Annotated in this window: 18 protein-coding genes; 5 read left to right on the forward strand and 13 right to left on the reverse strand. The window is 64.6% G+C overall.

Annotated features, from left to right (window positions below; translation table 11 throughout):
• Positions 1 to 37: 37 nt before the first annotated feature.
• The 4 genes from FF090_RS00410 to FF090_RS00425 form a co-directional block, all read right to left on the reverse strand.
• Positions 38 to 1216 (reverse strand): DUF4382 domain-containing protein, encoded by a 1179-nt coding sequence (locus FF090_RS00410; protein ID WP_138854849.1) that lies wholly within the window; start codon positions 1214 to 1216, stop codon positions 38 to 40.
• 76 nt (positions 1217 to 1292) lie between these two features.
• On the reverse strand, positions 1293 to 2048 hold the full coding sequence (locus tag FF090_RS00415; RefSeq protein ID WP_138854850.1) for a substrate-binding periplasmic protein: 756 nt from the start codon (positions 2046 to 2048) through the stop codon (positions 1293 to 1295).
• A gap of 40 nt (positions 2049 to 2088) precedes the next feature.
• Positions 2089 to 2640, reverse strand: coding sequence for a GNAT family N-acetyltransferase (locus tag FF090_RS00420; RefSeq protein ID WP_138854851.1), 552 nt, complete (start codon positions 2638 to 2640; stop codon positions 2089 to 2091).
• On the reverse strand, positions 2637 to 3023 hold the full coding sequence (locus FF090_RS00425) for a VOC family protein (protein WP_138854852.1): 387 nt from the start codon (positions 3021 to 3023) through the stop codon (positions 2637 to 2639). The genes FF090_RS00420 and FF090_RS00425 overlap by 4 nt, the downstream gene beginning before the upstream one ends.
• A gap of 121 nt (positions 3024 to 3144) precedes the next feature.
• On the opposite strand from FF090_RS00425, the gene FF090_RS00430 reads away from it, so the two are divergent.
• Positions 3145 to 3750 carry a PEP-CTERM sorting domain-containing protein gene (locus FF090_RS00430; RefSeq protein WP_138854853.1) on the forward strand — a complete coding sequence of 202 codons (606 nt, stop codon included), beginning with the start codon at positions 3145 to 3147 and terminating at the stop codon, positions 3748 to 3750.
• Positions 3751 to 3760: 10 nt separating this feature from the next.
• On the opposite strand, the gene FF090_RS00435 is transcribed toward FF090_RS00430, so the two are convergent.
• The 5 genes from FF090_RS00435 to FF090_RS00455 form a co-directional block, all read right to left on the reverse strand.
• Positions 3761 to 3991, reverse strand: coding sequence for an RNA-binding S4 domain-containing protein (locus FF090_RS00435; RefSeq protein ID WP_138854854.1), 231 nt, complete (start codon positions 3989 to 3991; stop codon positions 3761 to 3763).
• A gap of 28 nt (positions 3992 to 4019) precedes the next feature.
• Positions 4020 to 4331, reverse strand: a complete 312-nt coding sequence (locus tag FF090_RS00440) for a hypothetical protein (protein ID WP_138854855.1) — start codon at positions 4329 to 4331, stop codon at positions 4020 to 4022.
• A gap of 811 nt (positions 4332 to 5142) precedes the next feature.
• Positions 5143 to 6330 (reverse strand): hypothetical protein, encoded by a 1188-nt coding sequence (locus FF090_RS00445; RefSeq protein WP_138854856.1) that lies wholly within the window; start codon positions 6328 to 6330, stop codon positions 5143 to 5145.
• A 113-nt stretch (positions 6331 to 6443) separates the two neighbouring features.
• Positions 6444 to 7133 (reverse strand): hypothetical protein, encoded by a 690-nt coding sequence (locus tag FF090_RS00450; protein ID WP_138854857.1) that lies wholly within the window; start codon positions 7131 to 7133, stop codon positions 6444 to 6446.
• Between the two features lie 609 nt (positions 7134 to 7742).
• Complete coding sequence (locus FF090_RS00455; protein WP_246071473.1) at positions 7743 to 8264, reverse strand: tetratricopeptide repeat protein; 522 nt, start codon at positions 8262 to 8264, stop codon at positions 7743 to 7745.
• A gap of 356 nt (positions 8265 to 8620) precedes the next feature.
• Between FF090_RS00455 and trhO the strand changes: the two genes are divergently transcribed.
• Genes trhO through FF090_RS00475 form a run of 4 tightly spaced genes read left to right on the forward strand, consistent with a single transcriptional unit; the run spans position 8621 to position 11195 of the window.
• Entirely contained in the window at positions 8621 to 9505 is an 885-nt protein-coding gene (trhO, locus tag FF090_RS00460; RefSeq protein WP_138854858.1) for an oxygen-dependent tRNA uridine(34) hydroxylase TrhO, read from the forward strand.
• A complete protein-coding gene (locus FF090_RS00465; protein ID WP_138854859.1) occupies positions 9495 to 10442 on the forward strand; it encodes a pseudouridine synthase in 948 nt (315 codons plus the stop codon). Before trhO ends, FF090_RS00465 begins: the two co-directional genes overlap by 11 nt.
• Positions 10443 to 10499: 57 nt before the next feature.
• Entirely contained in the window at positions 10500 to 10754 is a 255-nt protein-coding gene (locus tag FF090_RS00470; protein WP_138854860.1) for a type II toxin-antitoxin system Phd/YefM family antitoxin, read from the forward strand.
• Positions 10755 to 10763: 9 nt separating this feature from the next.
• On the forward strand, positions 10764 to 11195 hold the full coding sequence (locus FF090_RS00475) for a type II toxin-antitoxin system VapC family toxin (RefSeq protein ID WP_138854861.1): 432 nt from the start codon (positions 10764 to 10766) through the stop codon (positions 11193 to 11195).
• Between the two features lie 3 nt (positions 11196 to 11198).
• Here FF090_RS00475 and paaZ read toward each other — a convergent pair whose 3' ends face one another.
• The 4 genes from paaZ to paaE form a co-directional block, all read right to left on the reverse strand.
• The gene (gene paaZ, locus FF090_RS00480) at positions 11199 to 13253 is read right to left on the reverse strand and encodes a phenylacetic acid degradation bifunctional protein PaaZ (protein ID WP_138854862.1); all 2055 of its coding nucleotides are present in this window, start codon (positions 13251 to 13253) and stop codon (positions 11199 to 11201) included.
• Positions 13254 to 13914: 661 nt separating this feature from the next.
• On the reverse strand, positions 13915 to 14445 hold the full coding sequence (locus FF090_RS00485) for a GNAT family N-acetyltransferase (protein WP_138854863.1): 531 nt from the start codon (positions 14443 to 14445) through the stop codon (positions 13915 to 13917).
• A complete protein-coding gene (locus FF090_RS00490; RefSeq protein ID WP_138854864.1) occupies positions 14442 to 15023 on the reverse strand; it encodes a TetR/AcrR family transcriptional regulator in 582 nt (193 codons plus the stop codon). The genes FF090_RS00485 and FF090_RS00490 overlap by 4 nt, the downstream gene beginning before the upstream one ends.
• On the reverse strand, positions 15020 to 16099 hold the full coding sequence (gene paaE / locus FF090_RS00495; protein ID WP_138854865.1) for a 1,2-phenylacetyl-CoA epoxidase subunit PaaE: 1080 nt from the start codon (positions 16097 to 16099) through the stop codon (positions 15020 to 15022). Before paaE ends, FF090_RS00490 begins: the two co-directional genes overlap by 4 nt.
• Positions 16100 to 16101: the final 2 nt, after the last annotated feature.

Raw genomic sequence — 16101 nt, forward strand, 5'->3', positions numbered from 1 at the left:
GGCCTGGGCCCCACACGGCGTGCAGGGCCGGCCCGGATCAGAAGCTGAAGTCCTTCACCGCGTTGCCGGTGAGGGTCAGGTCGAAGGACTGCACCGGCTTGTCGCCGGCCTTGGCTTCCAGCTTGTACTTGCCGGCCTCGCTGACGCTGGGCGCCCAGGGGAAGCTGGTGGCGCCGGCCTGATAGGCCAGCTGCACCGGCGCGGCGGTAGGCAGGCGCAGCGTGTAGCGGCCGGTGCTGGCATCGGCCGCCGCATAGGCCGCCTCGACCGCCGGGCCGCCGCTCAGGTTTTGCAGCGCGCGCACGCTACCCGACGTGCTGGTCACCTGGCCATTCAGCGTGATCACGCCGCTGAGCTCGGCCATCGCGCTGGCGGGCGGAATCAATCGGGCCGCCTCACCGCCCAGCGTGGTGATGGCCGTGGTGGTGACGGGCACCCCATTCATCACCGCCGTCGCGCGGCCATTGGCGCTGATCACCAACTGGTAGTTGCCGGCCGGCACGGGGTAGAGCACGAACTTGCCGCTGGCGTCGGTGGGCGTGGCGCGCAGGGGCAGGCCGTTTTGCTGCACCGACACGGTAGCCGCGCCATGGGCCAGGGCGCTGTCCACAAAGCCCACCACGCGCTGGCCGGCATCGCCCAGCAGGGGCAGGGCCGTGAGCACTGGCTTGAGCAGATAGCGGCCCGAATTGCCCGCCTTCACGATGGACTTGCAGGCGTCAAAGTCAATGGCCCAGTCGGCCACCTGGCCGGCGGCCACCGTGATGGCCGTGTTGATCTTCAGCCCGCTTTGCAGGGCGCTGGGCGTTTCCAGCTCCAGCTCACTGGTGGCGCCGGCCGGCACCACCGCATTGGCCAGGGGGGTGGCGCCGCCGTTCTCGGCCAGCACCAGGCGCAGCTGCTGATAGCTGCCGGCCGGCAGGCGCGCCTCACCCAGCGCGGCCAGCGTTCCGTTGGTCAAGGTCAGCAGGTCCACCCGCAGCGGTGCGGCGGGGGTGATGTCCACCCAACCGCCATCGTTTTCGCCGGCCGAGCTGCTGGTATGCACCCGCACCCGCTGCACGGTCACAAACACCTTGCTCATGCCGCAGGCCGGCGCGTCGGCCAGCGAAAGGCGCAGCGTGCCCAGGGTGTTGATCGGTGCCCCGGCATCGCCTCCACCCCCGCCGCAGGCACTCAACAGGGCGGTCCAGGCCAACAGACTCCATGCACGCATACGAACTCCTCGAACAGCAGCTAGTGTGCCGGCGCCGAAGCGCGTGAGCCCCGCGGGCTCACCATCGCTTACCAAGTCAAGGAGCGTCCACGCGGTAGCGCTTGAGCAGGGCCTGGTACTCGGGCGTGCGCCGGTAAGCCACCAGCGCCTCGGCCATGCGCTGCGCCAAACCGGTGGCGGCGCGCACCTTGGAGAACGCCAGATAGTTGTGCATGCGCTGAATCGGCGGGCTCAAGCCCTGCACCGCCTGCGCCTCGGGCCGGCCGCCATAGCTGCCCTGAAAGTCGGTCCAGTTCAGCACCGCCACATCGGCCGCGCCTTCGTGCAACAGGCGCAGCAAGTCGTCCAGATTGCGCGCTTCGAGCTTTTTCACCTGGTCCACCGCGGGCACACCGAACTGAAAGCCCCGGATGGCGATGGGTTTGCGAATGCTGCCCAGAAAGCGCGGCAGATCGCCGTCGAAACGGATGCGCTCCGCCTGTTCGCGCCGCACCACAAAGCGCAGCTCGGTGCTGCTCAGGCGGTTGTCGTCCAGGAAGATCGCCCAGGCCTCGCGCTCGGGCGTGCGCGAGACATAGGTGGCGGCGTCGGCCTGACCCAGCTCCAGCTCGCGCAGCGCGCGCTTCCAGGGCAAGCGCTGCCACTGCACCTTCAGGCCCGCGCGTGCCGCCGCCGCCTCCACCAGCTCGATGTGCAAGCCGGCCTCGCGACCCTCCTGCTGCATCTCGAAGGGTGGGAAGTCGAGTTCGCCGCGCACCACCTTCAACACCGCCTCGGCCTGGGCACACCCCACCCAGAGCCCGAGCAGACCGACCATCAGCGCTCTGAACATGGACACCTCGGGTGTGCAGAAGGAGGGAAGACTGTAACGATCAGCCGGCGTCAATGCGGTCGATGCGGTAGAGCACGTGCTCGCGCAAGGCGGAGCCCTCGGGCACCCGCGGATGCTCAAAGCGCAGCCCGGTGTCGTGCATGCCGATGCGCGTCATCACCGCCCGCGAGCGGACATTGGCCGGCACCGTGAACGAGACGATGGACGCGAGATCCAGCTGTTCAAAGCCGAATGCCAAGGCCGCAGAGGCGGCCTCGCTGGCATAGCCCTGGCCCCAGGCACTGCGCGCCAGGCGCCAGCCCACTTCGATGGCGGGCATGAAGCTCGCCTCAAAGCCTGGATCGGCCAGACCCACAAAGCCGATGAAGGGCGCACCACCCTGCACCTCCACCGCCCACAGGCCCCAACCCTGCGCGTCCAGCTTGGCGCGGATGCGCGCGGCCTGCGCATCGCTTTGCTCACGCGTCAGCAGCGCCGGGAAGTGGCGCATCACCTCAGGGTCGGCGTTCAGCGCCGCATAGGCCGGCAAGTCCTCATCGCGCCAGGGGCGCAGCAGCAAACGCGGCGTGCGCAGGCTGTGCATGGCCCTCATTGCCCCTCAGGCGGTTGCCACAGCTCCAGCTTGTTGCCCTCGGGGTCGACGACCCAGCCGAACTTGCCGAACTCGCTCTCATCGACCTTGTCGTCCACCTGCACGCCCTCGCTGCGCAACACCGCCAGCAGCGCATTCAGATCGGCCACGCGGTAATTCACCATGAAGGGCGCGGTGCTGGGGGCGAAGTAGCTGGTGTCGTCCTTGAAGGGGCTCCACACCGTGGTGCCCACGCCCTCAGGGTTGTGCGCCCCCTGCCAAACAAAGGCCGCGCCGCCCCAGTCCTGCACATCGATACCCAAATGCTTGCGGTACCACTCGCCCAGGGCCTTGGGGTCCTTGGCCTTGAAGAAGATGCCGCCAATACCGGTGACGCGCTGCATGGGAACCCCGCTGCTGCTGAAGGAACAGCCAGTCTAGGCTGCCAACTACGGTGCTCGCCGTAGTGCCTTTGGCGACCCCGCTTCCTAGAGTGGTGGGCTCCTCCACTCTGTTGATTGATCCATGACGATTCGAACAAGATGGGCCGCCCTGCTGCTGGCCGCCGCCTGCAGCGGCGCCGCCCAGGCCGCCCCCGCCCCCTACACGGGCGCGGGCGAAGAAGCCCCGGCGCCCGGCCCCCTGGTGGCCACCCAGAGCGGCCAGCTGGTGGTGTATTTCAGCGGCCTGGCCGGCGGCTACGACAACTGGCTGGGCGTGCTGGTCAATGGCCAACAGCGCCCCCTGGGCCTGAGCAATCAGACCTCCACCTACGGCCAAAGCTTTTCCTTCGGCCAGGTGAGCGCCGGCGACAGCCTGAACTTCTTCATCCAGATCGGCAACGAACCGGGCGAGACCGAGGTCGAGCGCTACTACAGCGACATCAGCTGGAACTTGGACGGCGTGAACCACGCCTTCCTGAGCGACTACAGCGGCGACAACCTGCTGCCCGCCGGCCAGCACCTGGCCTTTGAAGACCTGGACGGCGGTGGCGACTTCAACTACGCCGATCACGGCTTCGTCTACCGCATCGAACAGGTGAGCGCCGTGCCCGAGCCCGGCAGCGCCCTGCTGGCCCTGGCCGGCCTGGGCGTGATCGGCACGCGACTGCGCCGCCGCCGCGCAGACTAAGGTCTAGGGCTCACTGCGCGGGATCGGCATCCACCACACGCACCTGGTCCCGCGCCAGCTGCACCACATCCCCGGCGCGCAGCTTGCGCCCGCGCCGGGTCTCCACCTCACCATTCACGCGCACCTCGCCGGCGGCAATCACCGCGCGCGACAAATCGCGTTGCTCGTTCAAATCGGCGGCCTTGATCAAGGCCTCCAGCGTGATGTGCTCGCCGCGCAGGGCGAAGGGACGGGGGTTCATGGGCGCATTGTCGGCGCCGGGCTGCGGCTCAGTCCTCACCCCGGTCAACGAGCAGCCAGCGCGGAATGTGCCGGTAGGAGGACATCGCGAACTCGTGCACGTCGTGGATGCAGCGCACCTGTTGGTGGCAGAGCCGGCACTCGAAGTTGGAGTAGTCCTGCTCCCAGGCCTGCAACGGCCCCATGGCCTGCTGGAACGCACGCTCCACCGCCTCGGGGGCGAAGGCCTGCTTCCAGCCGAGCCGGAACTCGGTGATGGCATCGCAGCCCGGGCACCAATAGGTGGGCGTGGCGCCAAAGGCCCGCTCACCCGTCAGTCGGTCGGCCGGCGCCAGGCGCACTAGGGCCTGTTCACACTAAGCGAGGCCGCGTGAAAGGGCCTTGCCGGCTGGCAGCCTAGGCGCGCGGCGCTGCCCAGGCTGGGCGCCTGGGCGAGCCGTGCAACGACGGATGGCGGCCGGCAAGACCCTTTCCCCTCGGGTTGCCACCAGACAAGGGCGCCCACTTTGTTGCGAAGCTCGCTGGGGCAATGAGCCCCAGCTTCACTTCGCGCCGCGTTGGCGCCCTTTCTGGATGGCAACGCGCTGGCCTCCATTAGTGTGAACAGGCCCTAGCCGCTCCAGGGCGTCCACGCGCTCGATCATGGGGCGTGGCCCGGGACCCAGGCTTGGGCACGCAATGTGGGCCAATCACCTCCCGCCAAGCATTGCCACAGCGCCAGCGCCTGCTGCGGCGATACCCCGGCCAGATGCCAGAGGCCTTCATCGGCTTCGGCGTTCTCCAGGATCAAGGGAGGGCCTGCAGGGTGGCGCTGTCCGGATCGGCCAGGGCGGCGCTTTGGAGGTCGTAGGCGAAGCAGGTCACTGGACAGACATCACCTGGGAGAGAAAAGGTCTCATAGGCGCTCGGCCAAGCAGGGCTTAGTGCACGCGAAGCGCTGGCCTCGGCTCATGGCCCTTGAAATTTGAGGCCAGACTCCGGAGCGCCGCTCACGGAGCGGCGCAATTGGATGTGACGAAACGGCGCATGGCCTTGGGCCCAACGATTGACGTAACTGGCCGGCGCGGCTTTTGGCGCAGGTCCGGTTGACTGCCGGGTTGGGCCTCAAGTGGCCGTGCGTAGGCATTGCGATAGCTTTCCCGGAAGACAACACTACCGCTTGGCTCTCTGTAAGGATTGAATCTCAGCAGCAAATTGGCGCCCCTTTCGATTCAGAAAGGGTTTAAGTTCTTTCCATGAAAGCTTGAATGCTTCACCGCACGAGCCATTGCTTGTTGTGGGTATTTCGAAGACGATTCCATCGCTGGCAAGTTTGAGTTGGTACGAATAGCTACCCGGCTGATGCTGCCCATAGCAGCGCTCCAGGTCGTCCATGCTTAAATGAACCCCGGGATCTCCTTGCCCAAATCGACTTGCGATGAAGTTATCCAAGGCATCGGGCAACTTTCCCTCCGTCAGAAGATGATCACCATCATTTACTGCTTCTGCACCCTTGATCCATGAAAACAGGCTTTCCTGTTTCCCGGTCGTCAGATCCCACGTGTAAGTTCGCTCGGACAAATGAATACTACTTTGGCGACAGTCCACTACGCTTTGTCTCGTGACGCTAATCCATCGGCCCACAACTGCTACGCCAACCTCCTGAAAATCAATTCCCTCGCCTGCAGTATCATTCATTGCTATAGATCGGCAAGACAAACCCATTTGGCCTTGTTTTTCAATTCGTTCGCGGATTGACTTGTTGATTGCTGCAATCGCCGAATTATTTCCGAGTAGCTCGATGGTTTCCCAATATTGCTGACGCCCTTTGTAGTCACTGCCTCTTCCAGAAGGCAAAGCATCAGTGACGATTCGATACTTGACGTTGCCCACAGAAACGACAGGGCCATGAATTGTCTTAACGGATGCAACGATAGCTTCGTTGTATGCGTTGCTTCCGCACGGGTTCATTCCATCAGCGGAATCAGCGGCGGATAGTGCAACCCGTGTTAGCTGGACAGCCAGCTTTCGGGAGTCGTCGGTGCTTCTCCATGTACCTTTGATTTGGTCAGATGAGGTGCTTTCGATCTGCAAAATTCCATCCGCCTCGCGCCAAGTAGCGCTCGTATTCGTGGCGGAATCGCCTTCGGCCCTTAGCTCAATGGGAATTAGATGCCGATGATAGTAATAGCTTGCGGATCTGCGCCCTTCGATATCGTCATTGAAACAAGCTCTGATCGAGAGCTTACCGATGCTTCCATTCCAGACACCGTGAAACGGAGATTTGGACTGACTCGGTTCAGCAAGGGCAGGCGTTGCGAAGAGGCAACCTATTAGCAATAGTACAAATGCAGGGCGCATGGTATTTAGTTATTTTCTGATGGCAAGCGGAAAATTTGAGATGGTCGAATATTTGAGGCCCAACGTCCGAGGTGCGGGACGGCCGACCGAAGTGTTAGTCGGCCACAGGGTAGTCACTGGACTGACCCAAGCATCTTCTCTATTTCAAGACCGTCGAAATCAGCAATGCCCCTCAGTTTGATCGGTTTCGAGAGAGTGAATTTCCTCCAGGTTTCCTTGAATTTTTCGTCTCTACCTTCCTCTGCATTCCGATTGACGTTCTCCTTTACCAGCATCTTCTTTGTTATGAGGTTTATGCTGATTGATTTTTCAACAATAGGCCCATCATTTTGGGAACTATCGTAGCCAACTAGCTCGAAATCGGCGTTCTGGTATCGAAACTGATAGGCCCAGAAACCGTATCTGCCATGGAAGTAGTGAACGCGCAAATTTCCTTTTTCTATAAAAACACCAAGCTCAGGCGAAAAATAAACACCACCATCTTCATTTTCAGATGAGAAACATTCTCGATTTTCCAGCGCGAGCTCGTAGCGGTCTTTTGTCCTTAGGGCGATGATGATGCCACGTCTGTTGCGATCCAGTTCCCCGCGGGACTCATCCTTGACGAAGTTAGCTTTATCCGCCGCCTTGATTATTAGAACGAAATCCGCTTGATTGTCCTTGTTTAAATCGCCCTGAATTTTCTGGACGACAACATATCCCGCTGGAACAAACTCGCTTGGCGATTTTGCTGTTCTTGGCTCAACCTGCCCGAACGCATTTGTTCCGGATGCAATGAAGACGATAAACACAAGTTTTAGCAATAGAGATCTCATTTTTCGCATGACTATGACGGAAAACGTAAAGCTAACCGGCGCGAGCGGCTCCGCCGCGAAGTTTCCGGGTTGAGCAGAGAGTTATGGAAACTAGCATTCGTAAGGACTGACGGACAGTATTCGTGGAACGGACGGCTTGTTGCATCCGGCGATGCACTCATACTGCTCAGTTCTTTGCTTTCCCGTTTCGTCACACCGGTCATAACCGTTCATGGTTTTCTTGTAGGTTGCTCCTGCCAACGGCGTCCGGCCGTCCCTTTTGCAAGTAAAACCACCTTTCTTCGTGAAGAAGCACTCCTCTTCAAAAGGGAAATGGAGCACGGGCGCTCCGGGCGGCTTCTCCCCGTTTGGCTGCAATTGCCAGAAGGTAATGTGGTGGACGCCTTCGTACGCGCAACCGCCGTCGGAGATATCTATGACAACAGTTGCTGTTCGGCCAACGATGGCGTCGGAACAGGCGCTATACGACGGACTGGTAGTCATTAGGGCAGCGAGGGCGAAGATAAGTCGCTCCATTTATTTTCCTAACGGCTGAGCTAAGCGGCAGCATCAATCGCGAAGCGATTGATCTGTCCGCTTGAGCGAATAGTTAGACGGCTACCACTCGCCATTTGCTGGCGGAAGGAGAACCGTCTTGAGGTGGGCGAAGTACTTGGGATCTTCGTCTTCGAAGATCTCTTTGCCTGCACCCATGTAGGCACGTGTCAGCTCGTCGTTGGCTCTTGTGAGATTGCCAAGCTCGAACTGGGCCTGACCAAGACGAAGATGGATAAATGGGTTACCGATAGCGCCAGGGCAGTGCATCGCGTCGCTCAGCGCGCCTCTTGCCTGCTCGTAGCTCTCCGCCCTGAAGTACGTATCGCCTATGGCCGTTAATAGCCATGTGCAAGCCTCCCAGTCGGTGATCGGCTCCGGCAGGAGCTCAAGCGCTTTCACATACGTTGCAATGGCGTCGCCGTAATTGCCCCGCTCCGATTGCTCGTCTCCCTCTTGAGAAAGCCGAGAAATCTCCGTGTGTATGTCGTTTGGAAGCTCCACGCCCTTCTCTCTTGCTGCGGTCGGTTGAGTCAATGCGAATGATGCCAAGAGCACTAACCCAAGATTGCGAAGAACCTTCATAGCCGTCTAACGTGTTATGGACCGCAGCCCGAAGTAGCTACATCTAGCCACTTGTTGATGAATACCGTTAAAAGTTGATAGATATGAATGCTGCATCTATCAACTTTCCAGGGATCGGCAGCACGCCCAGCCCAATAAGACGGGGGCTTGCCAGCGCGGTTCAAGTGGCTGCTGCGGCAAGGGCTGCTTTTCTCGGCAATGCCTCATCGGACGGGCCCCTCCTGATCCGGCCCAGAGCGCCCGCCGCTCTGTCCCAGGGTGGGCGGCGGCTTGTCATCGTGGGCGCGGTGTAGAGCCTGGACTTTCGCACGCGTCCTCGCCCGCCCCCCTCAGGGCCAGCCCGGACAATCCGGCCCATGCCCGCCGCCGCACCCCCAGCCCCCCAGCCCCCGCAACTGCTGCACTGCAGCTTCTACCGCTTCCACCCCATCGCCGAGCCGCAGGCGGCGGCTGTGCAGTTGCGCGAACTGGCGAGCGAACTCAAGGGCCTGATCCTGCTGGCGGGCGAAGGCATCAGCGCCGCCGTGGCCGGCACGCCGGCCGCTGTGCAGGCCTTTGAAGCCGCGCTGCTGGCCTCGGGGCTGCTCGGCCCGCAGGCCGATCTGCTGCCCGGCGGCGCGAAGCCGCTGATGTTCAAACACAGCGCCTGCGCCACCCCGCCCTTTGGCCGGTTGAAGGTGACGGTGAAGCCCGAGATCGTGGCGCTGGGGCTGCCCCATGGTGAGGCCCTGCCCGCGCCCGATGAGCAGGACGACACGCACCTGAGCCCGCAGGCCTGGCGCGCGCTGCTGGCGCAGGTGGAACGGGGCCAGGCCGTGCTGCTGGACAACCGCAACCACTTCGAGTGGCGGCTGGGCCGCTTTCGCGGGGCGGTGGACCCCGGCGTGCACAACTTCCGCGACTTCGTGGCTTACGTGGAGGCGCATGCGCCCGCCTGGCGCGCGGCAAACCAGCCGGTGGCGATGTACTGCACCGGTGGTGTGCGCTGCGACAAGACCGCGCCCTGGATGCGCAGCCTGGGGCTGCAGGTGTTCCAGCTGGAGGGCGGCATCATGAATTACCTGGCCAGCCAACCCGATGCGGCGCAGGACTGGGAGGGCGAGTGCTTTGTGTTCGACCGCCGCATCGCGCTGGATGCGCAGCTGCGCGAGACCGACACGCCGCTGGAAGCCGTTTTCGACCCCACGCACCCGGACGAGGCCTGGCGCCTGCAACGAGCGCGGCGTTTGAATGAAGCCTGAAGGCTTCACGCCTGCGCCGCGCCAGGGCGTCAGCGCCAGCCGCGTGCGCGCTGGCGCCGGGCCTTGGGGGCATGTGCTGGCCTTTTTGCAGGCCCGCTTTCCACAGGCGCCGGACTGGCCCGAGCGCCTGCAGGCCGGCGAGGTACTGGACGCCCACGGCGCCCCGCTGGCCGCGCACAGCCCCTGCCCACCGGGCTGCCTGATCTGGTACTGGCGCCGCCCGCCACCCGAAGCGCGTGTGCCCTTTGAGGTCGAGGTACTGCACCGCTGCGAGCGCCTGCTGGTGGTGGACAAGCCGCCTTTCCTGGCCGTCGCCCCGGCCGGCCGGCATTTGCAAGAGACCGTGTTGCTGCGCCTGCAGCAGCGGTTCGACCTGCCCGAGCTGACCCCACTGCATCGCCTGGACCGCGACACCGCCGGAGTGCTGGCCTTTTGCATCCAGGCCCAACACCGGACGGTCTACCAGGCGCTGTGGCGCGAGCGGCGGGTGCAGAAGGGCTACGAGGCCATCGCGCCCTGGAGCGAAGCGCTGAACGGTCCGCTCATCGCGCGCCATCGCCTGGTGGAGCCAGTGGGAGAAGGCTTTCACCAGATGCAGGTGCAGGCCGGCGAACCGAACTGCGAGACCCGCATCGAGCGCCTGCACGAAGTGAACTCCGCCACCGTGCCCGGCGCCCAAGCGGGCCAGCGTTTGGCGCTCTACCGCTTGAACCCGATCACCGGCCGCAAGCACCAGCTGCGCGCCCAGATGGCGGCTCTGGGGCTGCCCATCGTCAACGACCGCATCTACCCCGTGCTGCAGCCGGATGGGCCGGACGACTACACGCGGCCCCTGCAACTGCTGGCGCGCCGGCTGGCGTTCACCGATCCGCTGGATGGGCGGGAGTGGTGCTTTGAGAGCCGGCGGCGGCTGGGGCTGTCCAGCTCACTGACTTGACGCCAATCGGGTTCATCGCCAAACTAGTCAGCAAACTGGTTTGATTGGAGTTTGATCATGGACGCTTGGCCGGTACAAGACGCGAAGGCGCGCTTCAGCGAGTTTCTCGAAGCCTGCCTGACCGAAGGCCCGCAACTCGTGACCAAACGCGGCGCCGAGGCGGCCGTGATGGTGCCCGTGCAAGAGTGGCGGCGCCTGCAGGCGGCCGCCCAGCCGTCCTTGAAGGCCCTGCTGTTGGCGGATACCGCCCGCAGCGAAGCTTTGGTGCCGCCTCGCGGCCGCGCCAAGCGGCGCCCGGTGCAGCCGCTCTGATCCACGGCCATGTATTTGCTGGACACCAATATCGTTTCCGAGCTGCGCAAGCCCAAGCCCCATGGCGGGGTGTTGGCCTGGCTGCAGGCTGCGGACGAGAACCAACTCTTTCTTTCCGCCGTCACGCTGGGCGAGATCCAGGCCGGCATCGAGATCACCCGCGAACAAGACGCCGCCAAGGCGGCCGAGATCGAGGCCTGGCTGGCGCGATTGGCCCAGGCCTACAACGTGCTGCCCATGGATGCCGCCGCCTTCCGCCAATGGGCGCGGCTGATGCACCGGCGCTCGGACACCCTTTACGAAGACGCCCTGATTGCCGCCACCGCCATCACCCGCGGCCTGACCGTCGTGACGCGCAATGTGTCCGACTTCAAGGCGCTGGGGCTGGCAGTGCTGAACCCCTTCGACAACAAGGCCAAAGGGTCCAAGCCCAGATCCTGAGGCTCAGCCTGCCTCGACCTCTCTCTTGGCCACCAGCGTCAAGATCTCGTAGCTCGCGCACAGCTCGCCACGCTGGTTGGTCACGGCCACGTCCCAACCGATCACGCCTTGGGCGGGTTGGTCGTCGCGCGGCGGGCGGTCGATCTTGCGCTTGGCGGTCAGGCGCGCCTGGATGGTGTCGCCAATGGCGACCGGGGTGACGAAACGCAGGTTCTCCAGGCCGTAGTTGGCCAGCACCGGGCCGGGGGCGGGGCTGACGAACAGGCCGGCCGCCGCGCTCAGCACGAAGTAGCCGTGGGCAATGCGCTGGCCGAAGGGGCTGGCCTTGGCCGCCACTTCGTCGAAGTGCATGTAGAAGTAGTCGCCACTCAGGCCGCCAAAGTTGACGATGTCGGCCTCGCTGACGGTGCGGCGGTGCGTGAGCAGGCTCATGCCCACTTCCACGTCCTCGAAGTGGCGGCGGAAGGGGTGGATCTCGCTCTCGATCACCGCGCCGCCGCGCTGGTATTCGCCGGTGACGGCGCTCATCATCGTGGGCGAACCCTGCACCGCGCAGCGCTGCAGGAAGTGCTTGACCGAGCGCAGGCCGCCCAGTTCCTCACCGCCGCCGGCGCGACCCGGGCCGCCGTGCTTGAGCTTGGGCAGGGGGCTGCCGTGGCCGGTGCTTTCCAGCGCGGCTTCGCGGTCCAGCACCAGCAAACGCCCGTGCCAGGCGGCAAAGCTGGGCACGGCCTGCGCGGCCAGGGCCGGGGTCTTGGTGACCAGGGTGCCCACCAGGCTGCCGCGGCCCAAGGTGGCCAGGTGCAGGCCTTCCTCGAAGTCGTCGTAGGGCATCAGGGTGCTCACCGGACCGAAGGCCTCGACGTTGTGCACATTGGGGTTGTGCAGGGGGTTGTCGCAGCGCAGCAGGGTGGGGGCGAAGAAGGCGCCATTCAGCGTGCCTTCGCCCTTGGGGCGGAAGCCGTCGCCCGCGCCCAGCAGCACCTGGTTGCCCTGGGCCAGCAGGGCCACTTTTTCCATCACATCGGCCTGCTGCGCGTGGCTGGCCAGCGCGCCCATGCGCACGCCCTCCAGCGCCGGGTCGCCGACGACGATCTTGGCTAAACGCGCCTTGAGCGCCGCACCCACCGCGTCCACCAAATGGCGGGGCACGATGGCGCGGCGAATGGCCGTGCACTTCTGGCCGGCCTTGGCGCTCATCTCACGCGCCACTTCCTTCACATAGAGCTCGAACTCGGGGTCGTCGGGCGTCACATCGGGCGCCAGGATGGCGCAGTTCAGGCTGTCGGCCTCGGCGTTGAAGGGGATGGAGCGGCGCAACACATTGGGGTGGCTGCGCAGCTGCATCGCCGTGTCCGCGCTGCCGGTGAAGGTGACCACATCGGGTTCTTCCAGGCGCTCGAACAGATCGCCGGTGCTGCCCACGATGAGCTGCAGGCTGCCGGCGGGCAGCAGGCCCGATTCCATCATCAGGCGCACCGCCGCCTCGGCCACATAGCTGGTGGCCGAGGCGGGCTTCACCAGGCAGGGCATGCCGGCCAGGAAGCTGGGCGCGAACTTTTCCAACATGCCCCAGATGGGGAAGTTGAAGGCATTGATGTGCAGCGCGATGCCGCGGCGCGGCACCAGCACATGGCTGCCGATGAAGTGGTTGTTGGCGCCCAGGCGCATCGGCGGGCCTTCGTGCAGCACATTGCTGCTGGGCAGGTCCTTGCCGCCGATGCTGGAGTAGGCGAACAGGGTGCCGATGCCGCCTTCCACATCGATCCAGGAGTCGCTGCGCGTCGCACCCGTGTGGGCGCTGATGGCGTAGAGCGCTTCCTTGCGCTCCATCAGGAACACGGCCAGGGCCTTGAGCACGCGGGCGCGGTCCTGGAAGTGGCTCTTCAGCAGGGTCTGCAGGCCGGTGGTGCGCGCATAGGCCACCATCTCCTCGAAGTTCAGCGTCTCTTCGTGGGTGTGGGCGATGACGGCGCCATTGATGGCCGAGCGCAGGGCTTGCTTCGCTTGGGTGCCGACCCAGCGGCCGGCGACAAAGCTTTGGAGGGTGGTTGTCATTGGGTGACCTTTTTGATGTCTGAATTCAATTCTTTAGGCATGTGCTTTTCGTGGGAGCCCGCAGGGGCTTCACCCCTGCACCCGACCCATTTCTCTTTGCTTCGCCAAAGAGAAATGGGGAAAGAGAAAGGCGACCCCCGATGCCGGCGCCGCTCGCCTGCGGCGATCGGTTCCCTGTGGTGCTCGAAGGCCAGGCCCAGCGCGGAACGCACTTCGTTCGCTGCGCTCACTGCGTTTGAACGGCCGCGCCGAGTTTGTTTACGTGGCGCGCTGACGCGCGCTGGCCTGTCCTTCTGCGCTCCTCGGCTTGGCATAGGGGGACCCCCAAACAGCCAACAGCCGAACAGCCCGGACTGCGACAGATCGCTCCGTTTCCCGGGGTCCCCTATGCGCTGCCGAGAAGCACAGCGGGCCAGAGCGCGCGCGCAGCGCGCTTCAAGCACTGACTCGGCGCGGCCGTTCAAACGGAGCGAGCTTGCGAGCGCAGTGCGTTCCGCGCCGGCTCTGGCTCGCGAGCATCGCAGGGGACCCCTTGGCGAAGCCAAGGGGCTGCGCATCGGGGTCGCCTTTCTTTGGTTACTTTCTTTGGCGAAGCAAAGAAAGTAACCCGGCCGCCGGGCCGGAATCCCGGCGGGCTGGGGTTCAGTGAGCCCGCGCTGGTTCAAGCGCCCGACTCCAACTTGCACACCATGTGCACCTTGCTGAAATCCCTTCCAGCAATGCACACCGCCATCGGCTCCACCCCAAAGCGCTCAAACCCGCACCGCGCATACAAGGCCTCGGCCGGCGCATTGCCCTCGGTCACGGTCAGCGACACCACGCGCACGCCGTTGCGCGCGCGGGCGCCTTCGAGCGCGGCAGTCACCAGCGCGCGGCCCAGGCGCAAGCCGCGCTGCGCCGGCTGCACATACATGCCGAATAGATGCGCCTTGTGGCGTTCCTTCTCGCGTTGCATGAAGCCCAGACCCACCACGCCGACCAACTGCCCGTCCACAAAAGCACCCCAGTTCATCTCCTGGGCATCAGGGGCGGGGTCCAGACGGTTTTCCCACCAGCTCAGCGGTAGGGCGGCGCGTTCGGCCACGCTGGAGGTGAAAGCCTCGGGGTCGTTGCCATAGGCCTCGAGCATCAGCGCGCGATAAGCCTCGACCTCGGCCGGGCCCAGGCGGCGCACCGATGCCGTCGCGCTCATGCCGCCACCGCCGGCAAACCACCCAGCAAGAGCTGGGCCACCACCTCGGCCAACTGGGCGTCGCTCAAGGCGCCCTCGGGCCGGTGCCAGGTGTAGGTCCAATTGATCATGCCGAACAGCAGCATGGTCACGGGCTTGGCCAGGCCCGCGGCCTCCAGGCCCGGTTTCAGTGCGGCCAGGGCTTGCGCGAAGCCGTTCACCACCTCGCGCTCCAGCTCGCGGATGCGCTGCTGGCGGGGCTCGGGCAGGAACTTCAGGTCCTCGGTCAGCACCCGATGCTCATGCCGCGCGGCCGTGTAGACGGCCAGAAAGCGCGCCACCAGGGCGCGCAGCTGGGCCTCGGGGGCCAACTGCTGCGCCAACACCTCGCGCACCAAGGCCGCGAGCTTCTCCACATGCGCCTCGCAGATGCGTGCGAGCAACTCGGCCTTGTCCGGCACGTAGTGATACAGCGCCGGCTTGCTCAGGCCACAGGCCTCGGCCAACTGGCTCATCGCCGTGCCGGGGTAGCCCTGCTGGGCGAACAGGCGGGCGGAGACCGCCAGGATGTCCTGCTCGCGGGGATTGGGCGCGCTCACCGCTCGTCGAAGCTCAGCGTCACCGTCGGAGTGAGCGCATGCGCCTGACACGCCAACACAAACCCGGCCTCCAGCTCGTGCTTTTCCAGCGCGAAGTTGCGGTCCATGCGCACCTGGCCTTCCAGCACCTTGCAGCGGCAGGTGGAACACACGCCGCTCTTGCAGGAGTAGGGCACGTCCATGCCGGCGCGGGCCGCGGCGTCCAGCAGGCTGGGGTCTGAGCCCAGCACCTCGATCACGCGGGTAAAGCCGTCGCGGATCACCGTCACCTGGGCCTGGGCCACGTCGCCGGGCTTGACCTCATGCGGCGCCGGCTGGCCGGCCACCATTTCGGGGGTGCCGAAGCGCTCCACATGGATGCGTTCTTTCTCCACCCCGGCGTCCAGCAGCGCGCCCTCGGCCTCGTCGTTCATCTGGAAGGGGCCGCAGATGAAGGCGTGGCTGATGCTGGCGGGCGGCACCAGGGTCTTCAGAAAGGCAGCGACCTTGGCACGGTCCATCACGCCGGCAAAAAGGTCAGACTCCACCGCTTCGTCGCTGAACACCGCGTGGATGGCCAGGCGGCCCATGTACTGGTTCTTCAGGTCCTCGATCTCGTCCTTGAACATCGTGGACTGCACCCGGCGGTTGCCGTAGAGCAGGGTGAAGCGGCTCTGCGGCTCAGCGGCCAGCACCGTCTTCATGATGGAAAGGATGGGCGTGATGCCCGAGCCGCCAGCGATGCCCACGTAGTGGCGCGCCTCGCTCGGGGCCACCGGCACGAAGAAGCGGCCCTGGGGCGGAAAGACTTGCAGGCTGTCGCCGGCCTTCAGGCTGCCGTTCACCCAGTGGCTGAACTTGCCGCCGGCCACCTTGCGCACGCCCACACGCAGGGTCTGTTCCTGCACGCCGGCGCAGATGGAATAGCTGCGGCGCAGGTCTTCTCCATTCACGGTGGCGCGCAGGGTCAGGTACTGGCCCTGGGTGTAGCGAAAGGTCTCGCGCAGTTCAGCAGGCAGCTCGAAGCGCACCACCACGGCCTCATCGGTTTCGGGCTCGACGGCGGCGACTTTCAGCTCATGGAAGTGAAGGCTCATGA

This window comes from Inhella inkyongensis (genome assembly GCF_005952805.1).
GTDB lineage: Bacteria > Pseudomonadota > Gammaproteobacteria > Burkholderiales > Burkholderiaceae_C > Inhella > Inhella inkyongensis.

Excerpts from the sequence above, each read along its gene's own strand:
- FF090_RS00410 (WP_138854849.1), bottom strand. The coding sequence starts at position 1,216 with ATGCGTGCATGGAGTCTGTTGGCCTGGACCGCCCTGTTGAGTGCCTGC.
- FF090_RS00415 (WP_138854850.1), bottom strand. The coding sequence starts at position 2,048 with ATGTTCAGAGCGCTGATGGTCGGTCTGCTCGGGCTCTGGGTGGGGTGT.
- FF090_RS00420 (WP_138854851.1), bottom strand. The coding sequence starts at position 2,640 with ATGAGGGCCATGCACAGCCTGCGCACGCCGCGTTTGCTGCTGCGCCCC.
- FF090_RS00425 (WP_138854852.1), bottom strand. The coding sequence starts at position 3,023 with ATGCAGCGCGTCACCGGTATTGGCGGCATCTTCTTCAAGGCCAAGGAC.
- FF090_RS00430 (WP_138854853.1), top strand. The coding sequence starts at position 3,145 with ATGACGATTCGAACAAGATGGGCCGCCCTGCTGCTGGCCGCCGCCTGC.
- FF090_RS00435 (WP_138854854.1), bottom strand. The coding sequence starts at position 3,991 with ATGAACCCCCGTCCCTTCGCCCTGCGCGGCGAGCACATCACGCTGGAG.
- FF090_RS00445 (WP_138854856.1), bottom strand. The coding sequence starts at position 6,330 with ATGCGCCCTGCATTTGTACTATTGCTAATAGGTTGCCTCTTCGCAACG.
- FF090_RS00455 (WP_246071473.1), bottom strand. The coding sequence starts at position 8,264 with ATGAAGGTTCTTCGCAATCTTGGGTTAGTGCTCTTGGCATCATTCGCA.
- trhO (WP_138854858.1), top strand. The coding sequence starts at position 8,621 with ATGCCCGCCGCCGCACCCCCAGCCCCCCAGCCCCCGCAACTGCTGCAC.
- FF090_RS00465 (WP_138854859.1), top strand. The coding sequence starts at position 9,495 with ATGAAGCCTGAAGGCTTCACGCCTGCGCCGCGCCAGGGCGTCAGCGCC.
- FF090_RS00470 (WP_138854860.1), top strand. The coding sequence starts at position 10,500 with ATGGACGCTTGGCCGGTACAAGACGCGAAGGCGCGCTTCAGCGAGTTT.
- FF090_RS00475 (WP_138854861.1), top strand. The coding sequence starts at position 10,764 with ATGTATTTGCTGGACACCAATATCGTTTCCGAGCTGCGCAAGCCCAAG.
- paaZ (WP_138854862.1), bottom strand. The coding sequence starts at position 13,253 with ATGACAACCACCCTCCAAAGCTTTGTCGCCGGCCGCTGGGTCGGCACC.
- FF090_RS00485 (WP_138854863.1), bottom strand. The coding sequence starts at position 14,445 with ATGAGCGCGACGGCATCGGTGCGCCGCCTGGGCCCGGCCGAGGTCGAG.
- paaE (WP_138854865.1), bottom strand. The coding sequence starts at position 16,099 with ATGAGCCTTCACTTCCATGAGCTGAAAGTCGCCGCCGTCGAGCCCGAA.